Below are 23866 nucleotides of genomic sequence, written 5' to 3'. Positions count from 1 at the left end.
TTAATATCCTTTTTTAAGTGAAACAATGTTTAATAATTCTTGATTGTTTTTAAATCTAAGGTAATTTTCTACAACAATATCTATTGCTGAATTTACATTTGTTAATGAAGCCACATGCGGAGTAATTGTAATATTCGGATGTTTCCAAAAAGGATGTTCTTTTGGTAATGGTTCTTCTCTGAATACATCCAATAAGGCACCAGATAAATGTTTGGAATCTAATAACTGAATTAAGTCCTGTTCAACCAGATGTTCTCCTCTACCTACGTTGATTAAAAAGGCTCCTTTTTTTAATGAACTCATAAACCGTTTTGAGAGTATGTTTTCAGTTTGCTTTGTTAAAGGAAGTAGATTAATCAGATAGTCAACGTCTTCAATCGAATGGTACAATCCTTTTTCGCCTTGATAACTTTGTACACCAGCTATATTTTTAACAGAGTTAGACCATCCTTTTACACTAAAGCCTACGTTAGAAAGTTTTTCAGAAACAAAACTTCCTATTTCTCCAAGCCCAAGAATACAAACAGTCACTTCTTTGATAGCTTTATAATTTCTAGGCGACCAGTTTTGAAGTTGTTTTTGCTGTGAGTAATAGTCCAAATTCTTCATGTTGAATAGAATTGAAGAGAGTAAGAATTCAAACATATCCATCGATAAATTATGATCTATGATTCTTGTTACAACGGTGTTACTATCTATTTTTTGAGTGTTTGTTATATGTTCTACAGAAGCACCCACTGATTGAATTACTTTTACGTTTTTGAACTTCGAAATGACGCCTTCCTCAGGTTTCCAGCATACTATAAATTTGACATCATCAGGATTTTTAATGTTCGGGTATATTTCAACCGTATCATCTGTCAACTTCTTATTTAATGCTTTTTGCCAAGTGTCAGGATTCTTATTATTAAAAATGATTGCAATACTCATATTCCGATTAATTTAGTGTAAAACTATTATTTTCTACAGAGTTTTTAAAGTGGATTCAATTGTAAAAACGTATTTTTAGACAGAATTCATTGTATTTATTAATATATGGCAAGTGATTTTAGTTTAGAGGCTATTGACAAAGATATTCTTAAGTGTTTGCAAGAAAACTCAAGAGAAACGTTTGCTGAAATTGGTAGAAAGGTAAGTTTATCTCCTTCAGCAACTAGAGATAGAGTTCTGAAATTAGAGGAACAAGGGGTTATTAAAAAGTATAATCTAAAACTTGATTACAAATTGCTGGGATTCGATATTGAGGCTTTTGTTTTAGTAAAAGTTTTTCATGGGAATTTGAAATTATTATTCAATTTTATTAATTCAAAAACGGAAATTAAAGAAGCCTACAGAATCACTGGAAATCAGAATGTCCATTTAAAAGTAGTTTTAAAAAATCAACTTCACTTACAAAACCTTATTGACGAATTAATGCAATTTGGAGATACAAGTACTTTCTTAATTTTGTCGGAGATATGATAGGAATTTATTTTTTTAACTTAACCGCTTTATGATACCAAATTATAAATCCGGTTATTGGTAAAGAAGAACCGATTAAACTTATTAAAAAGTAAATAATTATCGAAGTAATTCCGAAGATTTCACCAGTATGAAGAGGTTTTACGATAAGCATGTACTTTTTGTAAAGTTCCAACTCACTGAAAAGACTCGTTTTGCTAATTTCTCCAAATGAATTAATTTTAATTTCATCATAAATAGACATGGAACATGGCCCTTTCCGGAAGAATTTGAAGGAATAATATCCTTTGGCCATAATAGGGTAACTTATTTTAATGTAGGCATAGTCATGTACCTTATTTTTTGCGATTTCTAAAAGTTGATCTATCGTCTTCTGGACTTTGTTTTCTTTGGTATTGAGGAGTTCATAAAAAAAGGTATTGAAAGAATTGGCAATGTCATTGCTTAGCCCATTATTTCCGATGTTTGACTGATTAATTGTGATCGAAGGTCCTCCTAGAACTTGGATACTTATATTTTTAAACCAATAAAAAGAAACATATAAACCAGTAATTGAGATAAATAATAAAGGAATAAGAGAATAAAAACCTAAAACTCGATGTAAATCATAATTAATCCGTTTGATTTTTAGTTTGAAGTTTATCGTAAGAATACTTTTCAAGGTTTTGAAATGTTTCGGAATCCATAGGATGAATCCACTAATCAGTAAGTATGTAAAAAATAGAACACTTATACCAACAATAATTTTACCTGGATTTTTAATCAATAAATAGCGATGAAGTTCTAGTATAACTTCGAAAAATGAGACTAATTCTGGTTTTTGTATTCGAACTAATTCTCCCGTATTATGATTGAAATAAGCATGCGTACCCAAGTTGTTTTTTGAAAAAGAAGAGATTTCAAAATTGTTCTCTTTTATCCAAATAGTCGCAGGAGTTTCAAACTCTTCCGTAAATAGATCTATCGACTTTTGTAAAGGTGTTGCACTTTTGATGTTTGAAGTCTTAGCAATTTCATCAGAAAAAAAATGTAGAAGTTGATTTTTAAAAGCATAGATACTTCCTGTAAGGCATACCACAAAAATCACTAGGCTGGAGAGAAGTCCTAACCATAAATGAAAAAGAGCTATTAAATATTTTGAATAACTCTCATTCTTCCTTCTTTTTCGAATAAATAATTTCTTCATGAACTAATGCTCATTTTGACCAATTTTGTATTCACTTTTTAGTTTATTATAAGTGTTTAGCTGCTCTTTGGTTAACATTTTTTCGAATAAATTCTGGCGATTGGCATCAATTTCTTTATAGTATTGAAGATAAACATCTGGCTTTCCATGATAATAATCATGGTTGCCAATTAAGGTGGTGTAAAACGCCTTATTAGCAGCCTCAAACTTTTTTGTTTGCAAACTATCTAAACTCAGTTGTGCTTTTATCAAGTTCATATTATGTTGATCTCTTCCTTTTCTTTCAATATCAATTTCCGTTTTATAAATACTATATTTTTCTTTCGATAGTAGTAACTTTATCAAACTATCTTGAATTGAAGAAATCTCTTTAGCATTTTTCATTTTTTCGGATTTAGATCTACCGGAAGTTTGAAAATTAGCTACCAACTTTCCATTATATTCTCCAATAATTTTATCAAACTCTTCAATCTCCGACAGGGTAAGGTTCAACTTGTTTTTAATAAGATTATAGTTAAACGGACCTTCGTGTTTTTTGGAAGAACACGATAATATTAACAGGGAAATTGCTAATAAATATGTTAGTTTTTTTAAGTTCATAATAACGAATAAAAATGGCCTCCCCCATGCAGAGGAGAGACCAAGGTTAAAACAAATTAATAAATTCCTTCAATTAAAAGATTACCACCGTCAAGAGCTAGTCCTTTTTTTACTGAAGAGTTTTCAGTATTAAATTCATAGATAAAAGCATCTTGGTTTTGAGGAGAAATAGCCATAAAAAACTTAGTACCCTCAATTACTCCATTTTGATACGAGAATAATCTCGAAAAAGGAACATCTAATAGTTCAGCAGTTTTGTTGTACACATTAATTTTAGCAACTTTCCACGAATCTTCTCTAACAATATTTCCTTCGGTTTCAATATGAATTGGCATAAAACCAACTCCATTTCCAACATAGAACCAACCTATGGTTCCAACATTTGAATCTAGCCCCAACGCTTCTGAAATATTAAATTCATAAGTTTCATCATACGATCCGTTGGTTAGTTTTTTAATCACAGTTTTATCACCTGCTGATAAATCGAATCTACTTCCCGAAGCAAACCAGTTCGACTGATACACATCACCTCTTTCATCAACATGCATAGAAGGAGCTCTATAGCCACCAGTGTGCCCTGCTGCTGAGTTAGACTCTACTATTTTACCATTTGCAAACGATGGATAATCAAATACTAAAGTTTCCAATCCAGTTTGTTTTGGAGTTCTGAAAGGAGGAATTGGAGATGATTGAATATCTAAGTGCATGATTCCAAAGTAGATTTTGTTTCCTGAAATTACAGGACTATCAACACGCATTGGATGAAACCCAATTGAACTACCACCTAATTTTGCATTTTCTGATTGAGGAATCACAAATTCAGTCAAGTTACTAATTGTTAAATCAGGAAGATTAACTGCCGCAAAACGAAGTGTACAAACATAGTCTACAATTTCATCTGCATTATTTTTTACTTCCTCAGTGGTTACATTGTATAACATTAAGGTTGTTTCGTTAGCTATTTTGTAACGAGGTGTTGTTGATCCAACAGCTAAACCCGCGTCAAGTTCCTTAACCGTTGCATAGCTGCCATCTTCTTGGGTTCTTAATTGTGTAAGAATACCTGTTCCATAATTAAGAGAATATAAAAAATCTCCTTGTTTTAAAACTTTTGCTGAGATATCTGAATTTAACTGAGTACCGTTATTAACAAAACTTAAATTTCCTTGTGTTAAATCATCTGTTTGAGCTAAATAGTAGGTTCTGTCAATATTCGCTAAAACCGAGTAGTTAGCAGGTTCAACTGGAGGATTATCCCCAGCATTATCATTGTCACTTGAACATGACATCATAAAAACTGCTGGGAATATTAAACCTAGCAATTGTGTAAACTTAAATCGAGTATTCATAATAATTATAGTTGTTATATAGACCAATTAATTTTAGTAAAAAATGCTCTCCCAGGTTTTTGTATTGCAAAGTTGTCAAATAACTGTGCATCAAAAATATTATTGCAATCCAGTCCAATAGAAATTTTTTTATTGGGGAAGGAATAGTTTACACCAACGTTATGAGAGAGTTGTTGAGGTATTTCATCTTTGTTATCGGCACCGAAAACATTATCACGAACAAAAAATGAATCCACAAAATTTGAAGCCCATTTAACTGATAAGGCATCGTTTGTTTTAAAAGTGTTTTCAAAGTTTACTTGAGTGTTTAAAGTGCTTTTAAAAAGTAACGTGTTCGGCAATTCTGAATTGAATAATAGGTTTTTGTTACCATCGCTATCTAATCTCGATTTGATGATTGGAAAAAGTCTAGAAATGGCATAGTTCACTTGAAATTTGTTTTTCCATTTGTATTTCAATTCAGCATCGAAACCATGGATGTCAATGTTGTCAAAATTGATGTAAACAAAGGCGGAATCATCTTTTTGCCATAGCTTAATAAAATTATCGACATCTCTTCGAAAGAAGAATAGATTATATGTTAAAGTCGAATTATTATTCAGTAATAATTGATGTTGCACACCAATATTATAATTAAAGCTTTGTTCGGCTTTAAGCTGATCTGTACTTAAAATGTTTACACCGTCTCCCAAAATTTCCGTTTCCTCAGGAAGTCTATTGGCTCTTTCAAAAGAGGTTTTCAGTATAAGGAGTTGGTTGATTTTGTATGAAGATGAAAACCCAAAACCAAAGAAGTTAGCATCTGCATTGCTGTTTTTAAACAATTGCCCGTCTTCTGTAGTTTTAATTTTAGCATTAAAGGAATGATTTTTTATAAAAAAAGAGGTGCTTAGCTTTCTATGCAACCATTTCGAATCAAGAGCTAATCCGAAGGTGTTTTTGTTAAAGTGTTGAGGTGCCCAATAAGCTTCATTTTTATTAGTAATAGTAGGATCATTATCTGTTCTATTGACAAAGGCAATTTGAGAGGTAAAGTATGCTTTATGCTGGTTGTTCAATCTATAGTCAGCACTTAATTTTTGAATAAAAGTTTTCTTCTTTAATGTGTTTTGGGTTAAGACCCCGTACTGTTCACCTCCAAGAACTCTCTGACCGATAATTTTACCATTCCAGCTATAAATATTTTTGGTTGTATCAATATGAACTCTAGTTCGGTCAGAATACCCAGCGAATAATTGAATGCCTAGTTTTTTGTTAAGCAGGTTTTTCTTTGAATAACGTAAATACGCGGTTCCGTTTTTTTGAGAATAAGTGGCTTCGCCAAACGGAATTTCCATAGTAGGGCCATGTTGAATTTCTTTATCAAAGTCGGTTAGAATGAGTCCTGTTTCAAAATGATCCGTCCAACTCCTGTTTTTGATTCCAAAGGAAGCTTTAATCCCTTTGGATTGAAAGGCGTCATGAAATCGTTCAACGCGATTGTTTCTTGTTACATTAAAAGTTTCTGGATCCGTTACCAGAACATTATCTCCCCAAATTTCATAGTTGTTATCTGAATAATTGTAAAAACCAAAAGCATTAATATAAGCTCCTTTTTTATCTAAGTTTATATTTGTGTATACGGATGAAGTATGAGTATTGAAAGAACCGAAAGAATAGGAAATTTTGATTAGATTTTGGGATACTTTTTTAGTAATTAAATTAATTGCTCCGCCAAGATTATCATTACTCAGGTAAATAGGGGTGATTCCTTTATAAATTTCAATTTTATCAATTACAGATATGGGAATGGTATTAATTGAAAAAGAAGCACCATAAAATTCCATAGGAATACCATCAATGAAAAACCGAACGGATTTTTCAGATAATCCGTTAATGGAATAATTGACCCTTGAACCTAAACCTCCACTTTGGCGAACATTAATGCTTGATTGTTGCTCTAGTATTTGATTGAGTGTTTTGGTGTTGTTTAACTCATTAGCAATATTAAGTATCTCAAGTTCGTAGCCCAGGCTTTTGAATTGGTTTTTCTTTTTACCCAAAACAATAACTTCCTTTAACTTTTCATTCCTTTTTAAGACAATTTGAATTTCTTGATTTTGAGTTTTTAGAGATACTTTTTTTGTTAAAAGTTCATGACTATCACTTTCAATAATCAGTGTATAAATAGCAGGGGGAATGTTTTTAAATTCAAAAGAACCAGCAGAATTACTTTTTGTAGTAATGTTTAGTTCCACTAAGTATATGCTAATAGATTTTAATGAGGTGCCGTTTTCATCTATCAATTCCCCTTTTAATGATATGAGCTTGTTTTGAGAACTAACATTCCAAACTAGTAATGATAGGATTAATAAAAAGTAAGAAGCAAGTTTGGTATTAATAAACATTTAACGTTATTCTTATTTAGACTGATTTTTCGCAGCAAAAATAAATTCATATTTTTGCTAAGAAATAACGCAAAGGGAAGTTAAAATAACTCATTCGGAAATATGAAATTCCCACCTTATAAATCTACATTTTCACTTACCGGTGCAATTAATACAAAGAAGGTAATCAGATATCCTCTAGGATTTTCAGATAATACTTCGTTCGAAAAAACTCAAAACAAAGTATGTACAGAATTTGTAGATGCCATATTTGATGAGTATCTCTTGCATGGAGCTAAAATTGAGATGGGAAAAGTAAACTTAAAGAAAGATTTAAGTATCGATGTCAAACACAATTTTCCTTTTTTTAAAATGCATTTTGAAATAGAAGGATCTTCTTCATATTCGCCAAGAAATGAAAAAAGTTTACCTGTTATTATTCCTAATGGCTATCATCAATTATTCTTTTTTCCTAAGGTGGATGGCGTTTTAAGTTTTCCTGCTAATATTACCAGAAACACTTTAGAAATAACACTTTCACTAAGTTTTGTGCATAAAGTTTTCAAGGATAACTGGGAGGAATTGGAACGTTTAGGAGATGCGATTAGAAACAATCAACCCTTTGTTTTTGGAGAAAAAAGCCATAAAATTAATTCGGAAATGCTTTTGGTTATTCAGCAAATAGCAAATTGTAAGATTGACAACCATTATAGAACGCACTATTTGGAGTGTAAAATAATTGAGCTGCTAATTTTACAGTTACAAGACTTTAAAGATCGATCAAAAGATATCCATATCATAAGGCATCATGATAAAATTGTTGAAGCGAAGTCATTTATAGAGGAGAATATAAGTGGTCAGTTGACAATTTCGTCAATAGCGAAAAAAATAGGAATGAACACTCAAGATTTAAAGAAGGAATTTAAAATTAACTTCGGACAAACCATTTTCAAATTTATAACAGCAAGGAGAATGGAACTAGCTGAAGGGATGTTAAAATCTTCAAGCAAATCAGTATATGAAATAGCCGAAATTGTTGGGTATAAATATTCACAGCATTTTACAAAGGCATTTAAAAAATACTTTGGAGTAAACCCAAGCACTTATAGAAAAGAAACTTAAGTTTTGTTTTACCGGGAAATTACATCAAATTCTTTAGTAACTAATTGCGGTATTTATAAGTTTCCAATAAAACTTTTTTTGAACGCTCGTCCTATAGGCAATACATTACCTTCTAGTAAATAAACCTTATTTGTCGATATTTTTTCAAGATGACTGCTGTTAATTATATAAGATTTATGAATTTGTTTAAAAGTTTTATTTAGTGTTGTAGCCCAGTATTTCAATGAATCATTACTCAAATAAACTTTATTATTTGTAATGATTTCTGTGTAGTCACCATCAGATTTTATATAAATAATATTCTCTGCATTTATTTTTATTAACTCATAACCAGATTTTATAAATACTGTTTCGTTATTTTTTACTGATGAACGGGTTTTGAGAACTTTATGAATCGATTTTTGGAATCTTTCAAAGGAAAAAGGCTTTAATAAATAATCGATAACATTATGTTCGTAACTTTCTATACCAAAGTCAGAAAAAGCAGTAGTCAAAACTATATGAGGTTGGTTTTCTAAAGATCGTAAAAAGTCGATACCCGATAGTTTAGGAAGATTGATGTCTAAAAAAATAATATCAACGTGGTTTTTCTTCAGAAATTCATCTCCTTTAATAGCGTCAGCAAAAGTGCCTTTTAAAATCAGAATTTCTGAGTCTCCAATATATTTTTTAAGTATTCTTTGCGCAGGTGGTTGATCCTCTATAATAATACAGTTAAGCATTTTTTGAAGGTTTAAGTTGCATGGATAAATGTACTTCGTAAGTGTTTTCGTTTTCTTTAAGCTCTAGTTGGTATTTGTCATGATACATTAGTTCTAAACGTTTTTTAACATTTACCAATCCAATACCGCTTTGCAAGTTGGTTTTTGTGTGAAACGGAATATAATTGTTTTTGCAAATAAAGCTTAAAACACCATCAATAGAAACATTAACATTAATAGTAATTGAAATGTCACCAGATTGGTTTAACATACTATGCTTGAAAGCATTCTCAATAAAAACTACTAAGATTAAAGGGGCAATTTCGAATTTTGAAGAACCTATATTTTCTTCATAAGATATAACACCTCTTTCTTCTATTTGAAGTTTATTGAGTTCTGTAAAGTTTTTTAAATGATCCAATTCCTTATGTAAAGGAACGAAGTCGGCTTTACAATCATAAAGAATATATCTAAGAACAGAAGATAATTCTATAATAATGGTGGAGGTTTTTGGTGAGTTCTCCAGAGAATATGAATACAAATTATTTAAGTTATTAAACAAAAAATGAGGGTTTATTTGCAGTTTTAAGAATTGTAATTCACTCTCTTTAACATGGAGTTCTAATTTTTTTACTTCATTTTGCTTTTTACGGAAGTCCCAAAATATTTTAAAAGAAACCATTAACAAAATAAGAGGTAATGTTTCTAATAGACTGAAGAGTATTCCTGGAAAATATGTACCTCTTGTGTCGGGGAAATATAATTTTTCTAAAAAATATTCATCTATTAAGATAACAAAACCGATGGTTAAGGTAAACAACGAAATAAATAATAGATGTTTATTAGTATTCAGAAATTTAGGAATCAGTAAATAGTTAATTGTGATTGATGCAATAAAATAATTCAGAAAGAACGCTAGCTCATGTGGTAGTTGATATCCTTGAAAAGATTGAATCTCATAGACTTCTTGACTGTATGCAAAAAATAGAAAAGCAAAAATTGCAACGAATAGTTGATAAGCAATTTCTGAAATATGTTTTTTGAAAAAGGTCGTAATTATATTCATTTAAATTCTTTCTACATTAATCGATATAGCAACAATGAGTTTCCAAATTTAGGGCTTTCCAAAATATTTCTTTTAACGATTCAAATGTTGTTTAAAGAATAAAAATGTCGTTCACAGATTATTGCTTTTAGGGTTCTAAGGAATAGCTAATTTCGCTATTTAAAGTAAATCTAAATAAAGTTTTGAGAAATTTTTTAGCTATTCTCTTGTTTTTTCAAGTGTCGATTAATGTTGTAGGGCAAGACAATAAGGTAATAAAAGGTGTTGTTGTTGATCAGAATAATGTTCCTGTCCCTGATGTTAGTATCATTGTTAAACCTTCTATAAAAGGTGCGTTTACCGATATTGACGGAAAGTTTAAAATAGAAAAACTTCGTGGTATTCAATATACATTAACGTTTTCAGCGATTTCATTTAAAACACGATCGATTATAGTAGACCTAACCAAACAGAATGAGATACATAAAAAAATAGTTTTGTTTGATAATGTTGAAAGAATTGATGAAGTAATTGTAAAGGGAAAGAAAAAGGCAACAAAACTAAAAGAAAAAGGGTTTAGTGTAACGGCTATAGAAACACAAGCACTAAAGGCTCAAAACCTAGAAATAAATAATATTCTTGATAAAACTGCGGGTGTAAGAGTTCGAAGAACAGGTGGTTTAGGATCTGATTTTGAATATGCTTTGGACGGTATGTCAGGGAATGCAATACGGTTTTTCGTTGATGGTATCCCCATGGATTTTTACGGAACTTCTTATTCAATAAACAATTTGCCAATTTCGTTAATTGAGCGTATAGATATTTATAAAGGAGTTGTACCTACTGATTTAGGATCCGATGCCTTAGGAGGAGCCATTAACTTGGTAACAAAAAAACAAAAGACAAATTTTGCTGAAGTATCATATTCTTTCGGTTCATTTAATACGCATCAAACGGCAATACATGGACAGTGGATACAAGAAAATGGATTAACGACTCGATTATCAGCTTTCTATAATTTTTCGGATAATAATTATGAAGTATGGGGTAAAGGAGTGCACTATGCCGATGAATCAACTGGATTTAAAGCGGTTGAATTTACAGAAGAGAATCCAGCAGAACGATTTAATGATGATTTTCAAACGACAACAGCAAAATTTGATATAGGTCTAACGGATAAAAAATGGGCAGATCAGGTTTTTGTTTCATTGCTCGCTTCTGATCTTAAAAAAGGTGTCCAAACGGCGCAAACAATGGCAAGAGTATTTGGTAGAGTAAGAAATAATGAACAGACTATCGCTCCAACACTTACCTACAAAAAGAAAGATCTTTTTGCAAAAGGCCTAGATGTAAACGCATTTGCTGGGTATTCTTATACCAAAGGTGTTTTGATAGACACAACTCTCGTACAATATGATTGGCGAGGTGAGATTATTGGAACTCGATTAGCAGGAGGAGAAATGGGATATGATGGTAAATCTCAATTTACACAAAAAAACCACTATCAACTATACAGAGCAAATGCCACTTATGAGTTACCAAACGACTTTAAAATTGGGGTAAATTATTTACAAACAAATTCAACTCGAAGTGGAGAAGATCCTTTTTTACCTGTTTATAGAATTCCTTATATCGAACCTCAAAGTTTAGGAACTCAGTTTGCTGGTTTATCATTAGAAACAGAAAAGTTTGAAGATAAACTTCGGGCAAATGTTTTCTTGAAATATTATGGTTACAATGCTACGGTGAACGATTTAGAGTTTACAGATCAATATGAAGTAGTAGAATATACAAATAGCATATCAAACTTCGGAGGAGGCTTTGCTGTTTCCTATAAGCTAATCCCCAACTTATTGTTAAAATCATCACTTGAACAAGCAACTAGATTTCCTAGTCCAACGGAAGCTTTGGGTGATGGAATAACTATTGATAACAACCCATTCATTAAACCTGAACAGAGTTTTAATTTCAATTTTGGTGCAGTACTAGGTAATTATGAAATAGGGAATCATAAAGTAAAAGCAGAAGTAAATACCTTTTATAGAAACGTTTCTGATCGATTGTTATTTACTGTAATCGATGGTCAGGGAAATGGTCAATTCAGAAATATTAATAAAGTTTCTGGTATCGGTGCCGAGCTTGATATTATGTATGAGTTTGATGAAAAATTGAGGTTATCCTTAAATGGAAGTTATTACGATTACAGAAACAATCTAGAATTTGAGGAGAATGGGAATAGGAATATTGTATACAGAGATAGACTTAGAAACTTACCTTATTTATTAGCCAATGCAGGGTTACAGTATAATACTGACGACTTAATTCAAAAAAACTCAAAATCGTTTTTCTATGTGCAATCTAGCTATGTTCATGAATTCTTTCTAAGCTGGCCAAGTTTAGCGAGTGAAGAAAACAAAAGTGTTATTCCTTCTCAACTCATCTTTGATGCAGGTTTGAGCTATACTTTTCCTTCAAAAAAAGTAATTATAGCTTTTGATATGTCAAACATATTAAATGAACAGGTTTATGATAATTATTTACTTCAAAAACCAGGTAGAGCCTTTTCGGTAAAATTAAACTACCAGCTATCACAATAAAAACAAATTAACAATTCGGATAAACACTAAATTATGACAACAAATAAAATCTTAAAATTAACGATACTTTGCTTTGTTTTAGCAATGGGAACTACCTTCACTTCATGCGGAGATGAAGATTGTAATGGAGCTGTTTGGTATGCAGATACAGATAACGATGGTTTAGGAGACCCAAATGTGTCAAAAACCTCATGTGATCAACCAGAAGGATATGTTGCAAATAATGATGATGACAGCGATTTTCTTGGCCCTATTAATTCTAAATTCTTAATTGGAGCAGAGGTTGGAGAAGAAGGATATTTCTTAACGACTGATAACCTTACTTCAGGAGCTATTTCTATAGTTGGAAACGGAAATGAAGGTTATGCAAATTTATCGGCCAGTGTTGATGGATTTTTCTATTATTTAAATAGTAATGAAGGAACTCTTGATAAAATGGAATTTACGACTGATGGTCTTGTAAAGAGAGATGCCATTTCTACGACGGCATTGCTTCCTGGAAGTTTTTATAGATATATTCAGGATACTGGGAATGGTGATTTATTCTTGTCTAATTTTCCTAATGAAAATGGCGATGCTCCTTTTGCAATAATTGACCTAGCTACATTTACAGTAGAAAAGCATGGGTTTTTCAATATGCCAGATGTTGATGGTAAAAAAGCGTTATGGGCTAACGGATTAGTGAAAGACGATAAAATATATTTTGGTTCTTATTATGGAAACCTTAACAGAACAGGACTTGCTCAATCTTTGATAACTATAAAATTTGATTATCCATCAATAACCAATCCAGTGGTTTTAAAGAATGATGCATCTGCAGGGAATAATGGGGGATATAGAACGAATGGAGCATTTAAAACAGAAAACGGTGATATTTATCAATATAATTTAAACAGTATCCACTGGTATGGACATGATGAATTAGCCGAGAAGCCAACCGTATTTGTTAGAATTAAAGACGGGGATTATGATGATTATGTATTTGATATTTCATCGAAATTCACTGAGCCAATTGCTATTTGGAATGCATGGTACGCTGGAAACAATATTGTTTATGCAAATGTCGTAAGAGAAGCAGATATAGCTGTTTGGAGAGATCTTTCAGGGAATAATGGCACGCTAGTAGAAATTAACTTAGAAACTAAGACGGTTACAGAGTTAAACATACCAAAAGCGACATATGTTAATATTTTCTCGTTAAACTGTGTGGAAAATGGTAATTTTTATATTCCTGTAAATGTAAACGGAGGAGATGCTAATATATATAAAATTACTATTGGAGGTGGTGCAAATGGATTTGAAAAAGGTGCGGCTTTAGATGGTAATAATGTATTCGTAAATTCATTACATAGAAATTTCTAAACTCTTATTAGGTTTCACAGAATATAAGTTTAATTAAACATTCAATTAAAATAGCTTACTACTAATAATTTTCGATTACAACAATTTGATTGGATGTGAACGCGTACTTTTATAAGTGCGCGTTTTTTATGTGTGATTTTTCATGGAAAATACACAGGACTGCTGTAAATTTGAGTACAGTACTAAATTTTGAGAAAATCTATAGCCATATTTCTACTTCTAACATTGCATGCTCACCCCATAGCAAATGGTGTGGTTATTATTGATTTTTTGCTGAATCAAGAGTATATTAAAGAGTTTTTATGCATTAATAAAGAAAAGCCAGAACTTGCTTGTAATGGAAAATGTTATTTAACAAAGCAATTGGAAGAAACTCAAAATAAAAGAGAGCAACAATTTCCAGAGTTAGTTCATTTTAAGTATGAATTTGTTTTGGTCTCTCATTCGAATAAAGATGTTCAAGGTATTGCTTTTTGTGAAAAAGGGCGTTGTATTCTTGGTTATGATAATAATTATAGTTTTCAATTTATAAACGATATTTTTCATCCACCTTCATGTTTAAATAGTTGATAGATTAATGGTTAAGAGATGTGTCAGTCATTCTTTCAGTCTATTGACTTTATAAAAAAAACAATTCATAATAGTCGTATCCACCAATAAGAAATATATTCTCATGTAATGAATTTTTACATAATGCTTAAGTACTTGTTGGTTGTTTATGAACTCACCAAACTTAAAATAAACAAATGAAAAATAACTTTATAATAATGGCCTTGTTCTTAATTCTTCTGGGCTGTTCGCAACAACAAAAAGAGAAATCTAAAGACAACGAAGAAATAGTAGAAAAGGAACTATCTCATGATGAATTAATGGCAAGTGTACTGCCCAAAGCACATAATATTAAAACCATTGGTGTTTTGGTCTATGATGGTGTGAATAGTCTAGATGTTTTCGGCCCTAGATATATTCTAAGTCAGATTATGGGAGCTAAAACTCAGTTGATAGCCTTAAAATTGGGTAATGTCACCTCAGTTACAGGAATTGAATTTGTGCCCGATACGACCATAGATCAAGTAAATAGTTTAGATGTTTTGGTCATTCCAGGAGGTTTTAAAGGAACCATTGAAGCGGCATATGATAAGGAAGTACAAGATTGGATTCGAAAAATTGATAAAACAACAACTTACACAACGAGTGTTTGTACAGGAGCGTGGATTTTAGGTAGCACGGGATTGTTGAAAGGTAAAAAAGCAACTACCAATTGGTTTAGAGCGAAAGAAATGTTAGCTAAATATGGTGCCAAGTTTACTGGTAAGCGTTATACAAAAGACGGGAAGTATTGGACATCTGCTGGTGTAACCGCAGGTATGGATATGTCTTTAGCATTACTAGAGGAAATCGTTGGTAGAAACTATGCAGAAGGAGTAATGTTAGATGTGGAGTACGATCCTTTTCCTCCATTTGAAGGAGGAAGTCCTGAGAAAACAACTCCTGAAGTGTTACAATTTATGACTACGATGTACGCCGCTGGTGTTGACCCAATAATTGCTAAATTGGAGAAGGAAAAACCTGAAGTAACTTCGAAATAATTAATACAATCAATAATTAATGAATAAGCCCAAAAGGATGTTCTTTTGGGCTTTTATTTAGGCTAATCATTGTGATTAAATAAGCTAGATTCTTTGCCATTAAGAAATGTAATTTAAAGTAGATTTTTACGATTTATATCACCCCAACCAACCATCTCTATCTAAACTTCGGTATTGAATGGCCTCAGAAATATGATGAGGTTGAATATCTTGTTCATTAGCCAAATCGGCGATGGTTCTAGAAACTTTTAAAATTCTATCATAGGCTCTGGCTGATAAATTCAGTTTTTCCATAGCCGTTTTTAGTAAGCTCTTACTTTTATCTGATAGTTTACAAAAGTTTCGTATATGTTTTACGTTCATTTGAGCATTATAGTGCAGGTTTTCAAAAGACTCAAATCTATAAGATTGCAATTCTCTTGCTTTGATGACACGATTTCTAATTTCTCCACTACTTTCTGCTTTTCTTTCATCGGAAAGTTTATCAAAAGGAACAGGAGTTACTTCAATATGGATGTCAATTCTATCTAGTAAAGGGCCTGATATTTTACTTAAATAGCGCTGTATTTCGGCAGGCGATGAGGTGGCAGGAGAACTAGCATCATGGAAAAAACCTGATGGACTGGGGTTCATACTTGCCACTAGCATAAAACTACTAGGATAGTTTACCGTAAATTTTGCTCTTGAAATCGTTACTTCTCGATCCTCAAGAGGCTGTCGCATCACTTCCAAAACACTTCTTTTAAATTCTGGAAGCTCGTCAAGAAATAAAACACCATTGTGAGCCAATGAAATTTCACCAGGTTGAGGATATTGTCCACCTCCAACGAGTGCCACATCAGAAATAGTATGATGTGGTGACCGAAAAGGTCTTTCAAACAAGAGTCCCGAATTCTTTACTTTGCCAACAACAGAATGTATTTTGGTAGTTTCGAGAGCTTCATGTAAAGTCATCGGTGGTAGAATTGATGGTAATCGTTTTGCTAACATGGTTTTTCCAGCTCCTGGAGGCCCAATAAGAATAATATTATGACCGCCAGCAGCAGCTATTTCCATGCATCTTTTAATGCTCTCTTGTCCCTTTACATCTGCGAAATCGAACTCAGGAAATTCTAGATTTTTAAAGAATTCGGTTCTGGTGTCTATTGTAGTGGATTCAATGGATTGTGTTCTACTAAAATGCTCAATTACATCAGTAATGTTTTCAATTCCTAAAACCTCCAAGCCATCAACAATAGCAGCTTCTTTGGCATTTTCTTTCGGAAGAATGAAGTATTTAAAACCCTCTTCTTTTGCTTTTATGGCAATGGGCAAAGCTCCTTTTATAGGCTGTACACATCCATCAAGAGATAATTCACCCATGATAATGTATTGTTCAATGTTTTCGGAGTTTATTTGATTTGAAGCGGCGAGAATGCCGATGGCTAAAGTAACATCATAAGAGGCGCCTTCTTTACGAATATCTGCAGGTGCCATATTAATGGTTATTTTCTTACCAGGGAGTTTATAACCTATGTTGTTAAGAGCTGCTGAAATACGATAAGAGCTTTCTCTTACAGCATTATCAGGCAAGCCTACTAGGTGATATCCAATTCCTTTTCCAATATTAACTTCTACCGTAATAGTAGTGGCTTCAATGCCAAATACGGCACTTCCATATATTTTCTTTAACATAGCTATCTCTTTGGTATAAAGGTAATTATTTTTTGTTAAAGAAAAGGTTGCTCTCAAAGTGAAAAGAGCAACCTAACATTTAATAAAAGTAATTTCAATTGGTAAAACGGGTATATATACTATTTTGAGGTAGTAAAGAATTGGGGCTTTATAACCAGCATTATCCAAGCCCAACTCTGGTTATTCGAAGCTAAATTTTCTGAAACGCCTTTTAATTCATACATACCATTACTAGCAAACATTTGGGAATAACCACCAACAATGTTAAATCCTTTAAATCCTTTTTTAAGAACTAGATCAATTTCGGTTCCTAATGATTTTTCTCCACTAGATAATTCCTGATGACCACTGAAATTTAAGGCTTTGATCATAAGGTTAGTTTTTTTTCCTAGATTAAAATTTGCGCTAGCATGAATGTCAATTAATCCAATAGAGTTCGCATGATTGCCCACGTAAAAATAATCCATAAGTCCATTAAATTTATGATTAGTTCCATAGAGAGGAAAGAAAGCAGCTGAATCATCCTTCGCTCCGCTAATACTTTCAATACCCAGCTCTACAGTTATTTTATCCGCAGCTTTATAACTAAATTCTAGCCCTAATAAGCTAGCTTCTTGAACATCAACAGAACCTTGGCGTTCTCCAGTTTGGAAATAGGCATTTCCAGAGATTCCTAGTTTACCTTTTTTATAGTTTAAATGAGCTCCTATGGTTTGCAAATTGTTAGTTCCATCTGGAGTTACACCGTCTTCTTTATACTTTTGAAACCCATTATTCATTACCAATAAACTGCTTGAAAAGTTAGTCCATTTTTTTGATAAATGAAGCATTTGCATAGTTTTATAAGAGAAAAAACCTGTTGTATTATAAGTATTGCCGGTATTAGTAAAACCCGTAGGATTGTCGTAATCTTGATTATAAGCTAAAGCAAAATCTATGGCAAGTTTATCTTTTTGATATTTGATTAATGCGGCATCATGATTTCGTCCTTGTTGCGCCCAGTCTAACCCTCCAAGTATTCTTTGGTCATCGTATGACAATACTTGCCTACCAATTTTGGTAGAAAATCCTTTGCCTAGATTAATAGCTGCCCAAGCTTGGAAAATAGCAAAGGAATCGTTTTGATCATCAGGTAAAATTTGTCTGTTTTCTCCCCATACCATAACGTCTTGAAGACTCAAGTAAAAATCATAAGAATCCGTCTTAAATCCTGCATTTAGCCGAGCTCTTGTTGAGGTGCCAAATCCTAAATCTTGATTTGTGTTAATTAAAGTTCCAAAACCATGTCTAGCTTCTGCTCTTGGTCTAAATTCACCACTCAAAGTGAATTGTGCTTGAGAAAGCTGTATGGTAAATACCATCAATATTAAGTATATGCAATAACTGTTTTTAAACATAATGTTTTTTTTAAGTTGATTTCTAATGTTCTAAAAAGTCGATTAAATGTTTGCGATAGCGATAGTAGTCATTATGCTCTAATATTACTTTTCTTGATCGGGGCCTTTCAAAGTTGATGTTAAGAACGTCACCAATCTTAGCTTTTGGTCCGCTAGTCATCATCACCACACGATCCGCTAAAAAAATAGCTTCGTCAACATCATGGGTAATCATGATAGCGGTAATTTTTTCTTTGTTCCAAATTTCAATAAGAATGTCTTGTAGTTCTCCTCTAGTCAAGGAATCGAGCATTCCAAAAGGTTCGTCTAAAAGTAAAACCTTTGGTTTTATAGCAAAAGCTCTCGCGATTCCTACGCGTTGTTGCATCCCTTGAGAAAGTTCTGAAGCCTTTTTATGAAAAGCATCTTCTAAACCAACTTTTTGTAAATAGTATTTTGCAATATCATTACGTTGTTGTTTTGTGGCATGAGGAAAAACCTTGTTCACGCCCAACAATACATTTTGTAATGATGTCATCCAAGGCATTAGGCTAGGAGCTTGAAATATAACACCTCTATCTGGACCTGGTCCTTGAATAGATTTTCCTAAAATGGCTATTTCACCATCCGTTATAGGGTTTAGTCCAGCAATCATTGAGAGCATTGTGGTTTTGCCACATCCAGAATGACCAATAATTGTAACAAATTCTTCTTTTAATATTTGAAGATTCAAGTTTTCTAAAACAACATAATCTCCTTTTGGTGTTGGGTATACTTTTTTTAAGTTTCTTAAGTCAAGCATGACTTCGGTTATAGAAGGACTTGGAATGCTTGTTTTTTTTCGTTTTAATAAATCTATCATCTTATCTGTTTTATAGGAAAGTAGCAGGAGCTAAATCTGGAAGTTCAAAGGCTTCTTTAATTTCCGATTTCCTTTCGTTACCAATATCCATGAGATATTCAATAATGCTATTACGCGTTTTCATAAAATGAGGGTTGTCATTTAATTTCGTTTTATTTCTAGGCCTCTCAATGTCAATATGAAACTCAGGGCCTAATGTTGCTTTAGGACCAGGACGTAAAGGGATAATTCTATCAGCCATGTATATCCCTTCATCGACATCGTTTGTAATTAAAAGTGCGGTACGCTTATCCTTTTCCCAAATATTTAAAATTTGATCTTGCAAATTTCCTCTCGTTAATGCATCTAAAGCACCTAAGGGTTCGTCCATGATAATCATATCAGGCTTCATTGCTAAGGCTCTTGCTACAGCTACACGTTGACGCATTCCTCCAGAGAGTTCTTGAGGTAGTTTGTTTAAAGCATGTGAAAGCCCCACCATTTCTATATAATGCATTGATTTACGCTTCCAAACTGATTTTTTTCGTTTCGGAAAGGCTTCTTTAACCGCCATTAATACATTTTGTTCTACCGTTAGCCATGGCAACAAAGAGTAATTTTGAAATATAACTCCTCGTTCATGACTCGTTTCAGTAACCATTTTTTCTTTAAATAGAATTTTCCCACTTGTTGGTTGTAATAAACCATTAATAAGATTTACTAAGGTGGTTTTTCCACTTCCCGTAAAACCTACGATCGCTACAAATTCTCCTTCTTTAATGGATAAATTGATATTTGATAGTACTTCTGTAGCATTTGTTCCTTCTCCATATGTTTTGCAAACATTCTTTAATTCTAAATACGCCATAATTCTAAATTTGTCTGATTAAATAGCACTTGTTTTATTGAAGGAAACAGAGTTTTGTATCAATAACATAAATCGATCTAATAGAAATCCAATAATTCCAATGACGAACATGGCTACAATAATTTTAGCATTAGAGTCATTGGCTCCATTTTGAAATTCTTCCCAAACGAATAAGCCTAGTCCTGGACTTTGCGCGAGTAATTCAATAGCAATTAAAACCATCCAGGCCACAGATAATGTAATTTTTAAACCAGTAAAAATTAGCGGCAAGGAAGAAGGAAGTATAATTTTAATGATCTTTTGAAAGTTTCCTAATTTTAAAACTTTCGCAACATTGATATAGTCTTTGTCTACGGTTGAGACTCCCATGGCGGTATTGACAAGTGTAGCCCACATTGAACATAGACCAACACTAATAAATGATATGGTAAACGAACTGTCTTCATTTGAATCTATTAATAAGGTTTTGACGATCATAAATACAAGTAAGTACCAAACCACAGGTGATACGGGTTTGAATATTTGAATAAACCAATTAAATGCGCTTTTTAAGCTAGGACTTAACCCTATGAAAATACCCAAAGGAACTGCTATAAAAAAGGCCAAAAGAAATCCTGCGAAAACCGTTTTTAAACTTCTGATAACTTGATCCAGAAAAGAAGGACGACCGGTATATACGATTGGGTTCTTTCCTTCCGTAATTCGCTTTTCGTTTAGCATGGCTGTTTTTTCTTTGAAAGCAGCTTTGTCAGCACTAATTATGCTATGGTCTCTTAATAAAGAGATAAACGAATCCCATACTTTTGCTGGTGAAGGCAAAGTATTCGGTTGACAACTTAAATCTCCCGAAGCTATACATACTTTTACTGCATCGGCGGCTTCCTGACCTTGGTCATTCAAAGCTTTTTGAATTTTAAAGTCTGCTTCGATATTAAATAAAATTTTAGAGCCCAAGTGCCATGCACCAAAAAATAGTATAATAGAAGTAATGGGGATAATAGCTTTGAATACAAGTGCACGGAAATTTACTTTTTGAAATTTTATGGAAGCTTGCTTTTTTAAGAAACTAAAGAAGTTTGAACCACTGTTGCTGGGCATTTTTCCGGCGGTTGTTATAATTGATTTCATCTTTTTGTTTTTTTATGATTTGTGAAGAGTTGGGATACAAATTTTAATGCCTATGTATTCGTAATAATGCTTATTTATACCAGTTGGTGTTTGAAATTACTGTAAAAGAAAAAAGAACATTTTATTGCGATAACTTCAAATTGTAAATGGTATTACAATGCGCTTTCTTTATTCCCTATTTTGAAACTGTTTATATATCCAATTGGATTTTTGGCATCGAAAGTTTTACCATCTATAAAGTCGGTAGTCGGACTTTTATAGCCATCTGTATTAGGGATGTCAGCCGCAGGAATAGCTCCTTCTTTAACTAAAAGGTTCGCTGCTTTTCTCCAGATATCGGGTCTGTAGATGTTTTTAATAGTCTCAGAATACCAGTCTAGCGGTTTTGAATCAGGTATTTGACCCCATCTTCTCATTTGAGTTAAAAACCATATACCGTCAGAGTAAAAAGGATACGTTGCGTTGTATTTGTAAAATACATTGAAATCAGGCATGTCTCTTTTATCTCCTTTTTCAAACTCAAAGGTTCCTGTCATTGAATTTGCTAGTACAATTTCATCGGCTCCTACATATTGAGACATAGATAAGATTTTAACAGCTTCTTTTCTATTATCAGGATTGTCTAACCATTTACCAGCTTTTATAAGAGCCTTTGTAACCGCAATAGCTGTATTCGGATTTTCCTCAACAAACTTTTGGGTCATCACAAAAACTTTTTCAGGATTGTTTTTCCAAATATCATAGTTTGTGGTAACAGGAACTCCAATACCCTTAAAAACGGCTTGTTGATTCCAAGGCTCACCCACGCAATACCCATAAATGGTTCCCGCTTCTAAAGTAGCAGGCATTTGAGGTGGAGGCGTTACAGACAGTAGCACTTCGGCGTCAATTTGACCTTGAACATTATCTTTGGTATACATACCAGGATGTATGCCAGCGGCGGCCAACCAATATCTAATCTCATAATTATGAGTAGATACTGGGAATACCATTCCCATTTTAAATGCTTTTCCTGAGTTTTTGTAATCTTCGATTACGGGTTTTAGAGCGTCGGCTTTTATTGGGTGTATTGGTTTGCTATTGTCTCCTTTCGGAATATTTGGTTTCATTTTTGACCAAACGTCGTTGGAAACGGTAATTCCATTACCGTTAAGATCCATTGAGAAAGGGGTAACGAGTTTTGCCTGACGTCCAAACCCAGCTCCTGCAGCTATAGGTTGACCAGCTAACATATGAGATCCATCTAATTGACCATCGATAACGCGGTCAAGAACATTTTTCCAATTTGATTGTGCTTCTACAGAAACGAACAATCCTTCATCTTCAAAAAAACCTTTTTCTTTTGCAATGGCCAAAGGAGCCATGTCTGTTAATTTGATAAAACCAAACGTTAATTGTGGTTTTTCAACAGCTAATAGTTCAGAGGTACTTTTTGGTTGATTTATCGCAGTATTTGTTGTTGTTTTCTTTTTACTATTTGAGCAAGAAGTTATAAGTACAACTCCAATTAATATTATTAAATTTAGATTCAGCGTTTTCATAAGTATAAAATTTATGTTCCTGTTTCCTTAACTTCTTGTTTGTTTTTATTGAGTTAAAGTTTTTAAGTATTAATACTTAATTTTTCACAAATTTATACGTATTTATGAATGCGGAATATGTTCTCAGAGGGAACAAGGAATGTTTTTTTTCCAAAAAAAAACTGTCGAATAACAGTTTTGTTGTTTAATGTGTTGTTTTTTAGGTGTCTAGGAAGAAGTTGTGTTCAATGATTTCTTTTTTTAAGGAATCAATGTTTGGTATTTTTAATTGTTTACCGGCAGCTTCAATAAGACCTTCATTTTTAAGCTGTGATATTATTTTTATTACTTGTTCATTGTTAGTACCTGAATAATCCCCAATTTCTTTCCTGCTAAGTTTTATGTTTATATAGCCCTTTTTGTTAACTCCAAATTTTCTATTAAGGTATAGTAAAGAGTCTATGACTTTTTCTCTAACAGTCATTTGAGCAAATGCCTTAACTTTATTCTCCGAGCGATTCAGCTCTTCAGCATAGAATAACATTAAGTCGTAAGTGAAAGACGGAAAGTCTTTTAGCATACGTTCCATTATTGAGTTTGTTAAATTACATAATAAACAGTCATCTATAGCAACGGCAGAGATTCCATACTTTTGACTTGTTCCGAAGCCTCGGTGTCCAATCATGTCGCCTTCCCCCACAAACCTTAAAATTTGTTCTTTTCCATAAATACCAGTTTTTAGAACTTTGGCTTTACCTGTACATATAAAGAATAAACCGTTTACAGGAGCGCCCTCCATTAAAAATTGTTGTCCTTTTTTACAAAAGATGATGTTTATTTCATCAATGATATTTTGTAGATAGCTTTTGGTAATATTATCCTTTATAAGTTTTATTTTCAGTAATTTATCCAAATAGTCATGTGGTGAAATTAGCATTGACTCAGTGTTTTAATGTTGGTAATTATTTCTCTGTCTCCATAATATGGTGTAGACTCAATTTTATTGTACAAACTTCTATGTTAAGAGTACTTCCGTATTCTATTTTAAGTACTTCAAGTGTAAAATTACGTAAAAAAACTT

General features: G+C 32.6%; 20 protein-coding genes. 6 read left to right on the top strand and 14 right to left on the bottom strand.

Going from position 1 to position 23866, the window contains the following annotated elements:
- Nucleotides 1-930 (bottom strand): 2-hydroxyacid dehydrogenase, encoded by a 930-nt coding sequence (locus BLW23_RS12025; RefSeq protein WP_093670164.1) that lies wholly within the window; start codon nucleotides 928-930, stop codon nucleotides 1-3.
- A 105-nt stretch (nucleotides 931-1035) separates the two neighbouring features.
- Here BLW23_RS12025 and BLW23_RS12020 point away from each other — a divergent pair, with 105 nt between their 5' ends.
- Nucleotides 1036-1461: an Lrp/AsnC family transcriptional regulator gene (locus tag BLW23_RS12020; protein ID WP_093670162.1), complete on the top strand. Its 426-nt coding sequence runs from the start codon at nucleotides 1036-1038 to the stop codon at nucleotides 1459-1461.
- 7 nt (nucleotides 1462-1468) lie between these two features.
- On the opposite strand, the gene BLW23_RS12015 is transcribed toward BLW23_RS12020, so the two are convergent.
- From BLW23_RS12015 to BLW23_RS12000, 4 genes are read right to left on the bottom strand one after another with little or no spacing between them, the layout of a single operon-like run.
- The gene (locus BLW23_RS12015) at nucleotides 1469-2647 is read right to left on the bottom strand and encodes a PepSY-associated TM helix domain-containing protein (RefSeq protein WP_093670160.1); all 1179 of its coding nucleotides are present in this window, start codon (nucleotides 2645-2647) and stop codon (nucleotides 1469-1471) included.
- 3 nt (nucleotides 2648-2650) lie between these two features.
- The gene (locus tag BLW23_RS12010) at nucleotides 2651-3247 is read right to left on the bottom strand and encodes a hypothetical protein (RefSeq protein WP_093670158.1); all 597 of its coding nucleotides are present in this window, start codon (nucleotides 3245-3247) and stop codon (nucleotides 2651-2653) included.
- A gap of 56 nt (nucleotides 3248-3303) precedes the next feature.
- The gene (locus tag BLW23_RS12005) at nucleotides 3304-4596 is read right to left on the bottom strand and encodes a DUF4374 domain-containing protein (protein ID WP_143032164.1); all 1293 of its coding nucleotides are present in this window, start codon (nucleotides 4594-4596) and stop codon (nucleotides 3304-3306) included.
- 14 nt (nucleotides 4597-4610) lie between these two features.
- Nucleotides 4611-6983: a TonB-dependent receptor gene (locus BLW23_RS12000; protein WP_093670154.1), complete on the bottom strand. Its 2373-nt coding sequence runs from the start codon at nucleotides 6981-6983 to the stop codon at nucleotides 4611-4613.
- A 102-nt stretch (nucleotides 6984-7085) separates the two neighbouring features.
- Between BLW23_RS12000 and BLW23_RS11995 the strand changes: the two genes are divergently transcribed.
- Nucleotides 7086-8084 (top strand): helix-turn-helix transcriptional regulator, encoded by a 999-nt coding sequence (locus BLW23_RS11995; protein WP_093670152.1) that lies wholly within the window; start codon nucleotides 7086-7088, stop codon nucleotides 8082-8084.
- Between the two features lie 53 nt (nucleotides 8085-8137).
- Here the strand turns inward: BLW23_RS11995 and BLW23_RS11990 are convergent, their stop codons facing one another.
- Nucleotides 8138-8806 (bottom strand): LytR/AlgR family response regulator transcription factor, encoded by a 669-nt coding sequence (locus BLW23_RS11990; RefSeq protein WP_093670150.1) that lies wholly within the window; start codon nucleotides 8804-8806, stop codon nucleotides 8138-8140.
- Nucleotides 8799-9851, bottom strand: a complete 1053-nt coding sequence (locus BLW23_RS11985; protein WP_093670148.1) for a sensor histidine kinase — start codon at nucleotides 9849-9851, stop codon at nucleotides 8799-8801. The genes BLW23_RS11990 and BLW23_RS11985 overlap by 8 nt, the downstream gene beginning before the upstream one ends.
- Nucleotides 9852-10033: 182 nt before the next feature.
- Between BLW23_RS11985 and BLW23_RS11980 the strand changes: the two genes are divergently transcribed.
- From BLW23_RS11980 to BLW23_RS11965, 4 genes are all read left to right on the top strand, one after another.
- On the top strand, nucleotides 10034-12427 hold the full coding sequence (locus BLW23_RS11980; protein WP_093670146.1) for a TonB-dependent receptor: 2394 nt from the start codon (nucleotides 10034-10036) through the stop codon (nucleotides 12425-12427).
- 33 nt (nucleotides 12428-12460) lie between these two features.
- Nucleotides 12461-13789 (top strand): hypothetical protein, encoded by a 1329-nt coding sequence (locus BLW23_RS11975; RefSeq protein WP_143032163.1) that lies wholly within the window; start codon nucleotides 12461-12463, stop codon nucleotides 13787-13789.
- A gap of 189 nt (nucleotides 13790-13978) precedes the next feature.
- Nucleotides 13979-14359, top strand: coding sequence for a hypothetical protein (locus tag BLW23_RS11970; protein ID WP_143032162.1), 381 nt, complete (start codon nucleotides 13979-13981; stop codon nucleotides 14357-14359).
- A gap of 176 nt (nucleotides 14360-14535) precedes the next feature.
- The gene (locus BLW23_RS11965) at nucleotides 14536-15378 is read left to right on the top strand and encodes a DJ-1/PfpI family protein (protein ID WP_093670140.1); all 843 of its coding nucleotides are present in this window, start codon (nucleotides 14536-14538) and stop codon (nucleotides 15376-15378) included.
- Between the two features lie 138 nt (nucleotides 15379-15516).
- Here the strand turns inward: BLW23_RS11965 and BLW23_RS11960 are convergent, their stop codons facing one another.
- The 7 genes from BLW23_RS11960 to BLW23_RS11930 form a co-directional block, all read right to left on the bottom strand.
- Nucleotides 15517-17052, bottom strand: a complete 1536-nt coding sequence (locus tag BLW23_RS11960) for a YifB family Mg chelatase-like AAA ATPase (protein WP_093671772.1) — start codon at nucleotides 17050-17052, stop codon at nucleotides 15517-15519.
- A gap of 119 nt (nucleotides 17053-17171) precedes the next feature.
- Nucleotides 17172-18449: an alginate export family protein gene (locus tag BLW23_RS11955; RefSeq protein ID WP_093670138.1), complete on the bottom strand. Its 1278-nt coding sequence runs from the start codon at nucleotides 18447-18449 to the stop codon at nucleotides 17172-17174.
- A gap of 22 nt (nucleotides 18450-18471) precedes the next feature.
- The gene (locus BLW23_RS11950; RefSeq protein WP_093670136.1) at nucleotides 18472-19290 is read right to left on the bottom strand and encodes an ABC transporter ATP-binding protein; all 819 of its coding nucleotides are present in this window, start codon (nucleotides 19288-19290) and stop codon (nucleotides 18472-18474) included.
- 10 nt (nucleotides 19291-19300) lie between these two features.
- Nucleotides 19301-20137, bottom strand: a complete 837-nt coding sequence (locus BLW23_RS11945) for an ABC transporter ATP-binding protein (protein WP_176829810.1) — start codon at nucleotides 20135-20137, stop codon at nucleotides 19301-19303.
- 18 nt (nucleotides 20138-20155) lie between these two features.
- Nucleotides 20156-21265, bottom strand: a complete 1110-nt coding sequence (locus tag BLW23_RS11940) for an ABC transporter permease (RefSeq protein WP_093670132.1) — start codon at nucleotides 21263-21265, stop codon at nucleotides 20156-20158.
- Nucleotides 21266-21417: 152 nt separating this feature from the next.
- Entirely contained in the window at nucleotides 21418-22806 is a 1389-nt protein-coding gene (locus BLW23_RS11935; RefSeq protein ID WP_093670130.1) for a CmpA/NrtA family ABC transporter substrate-binding protein, read from the bottom strand.
- Nucleotides 22807-23005: 199 nt separating this feature from the next.
- Entirely contained in the window at nucleotides 23006-23722 is a 717-nt protein-coding gene (locus BLW23_RS11930) for a Crp/Fnr family transcriptional regulator (RefSeq protein WP_093670128.1), read from the bottom strand.
- Nucleotides 23723-23866: the final 144 nt, after the last annotated feature.

The sequence above is a fragment of the Tenacibaculum sp. MAR_2009_124 genome (assembly GCF_900105455.1).
Classification (GTDB): domain Bacteria; phylum Bacteroidota; class Bacteroidia; order Flavobacteriales; family Flavobacteriaceae; genus Polaribacter.
The sequence above is the reverse complement of the archived record's forward strand: the minus strand, read 5'-3'. Positions and strand labels throughout refer to the sequence as shown.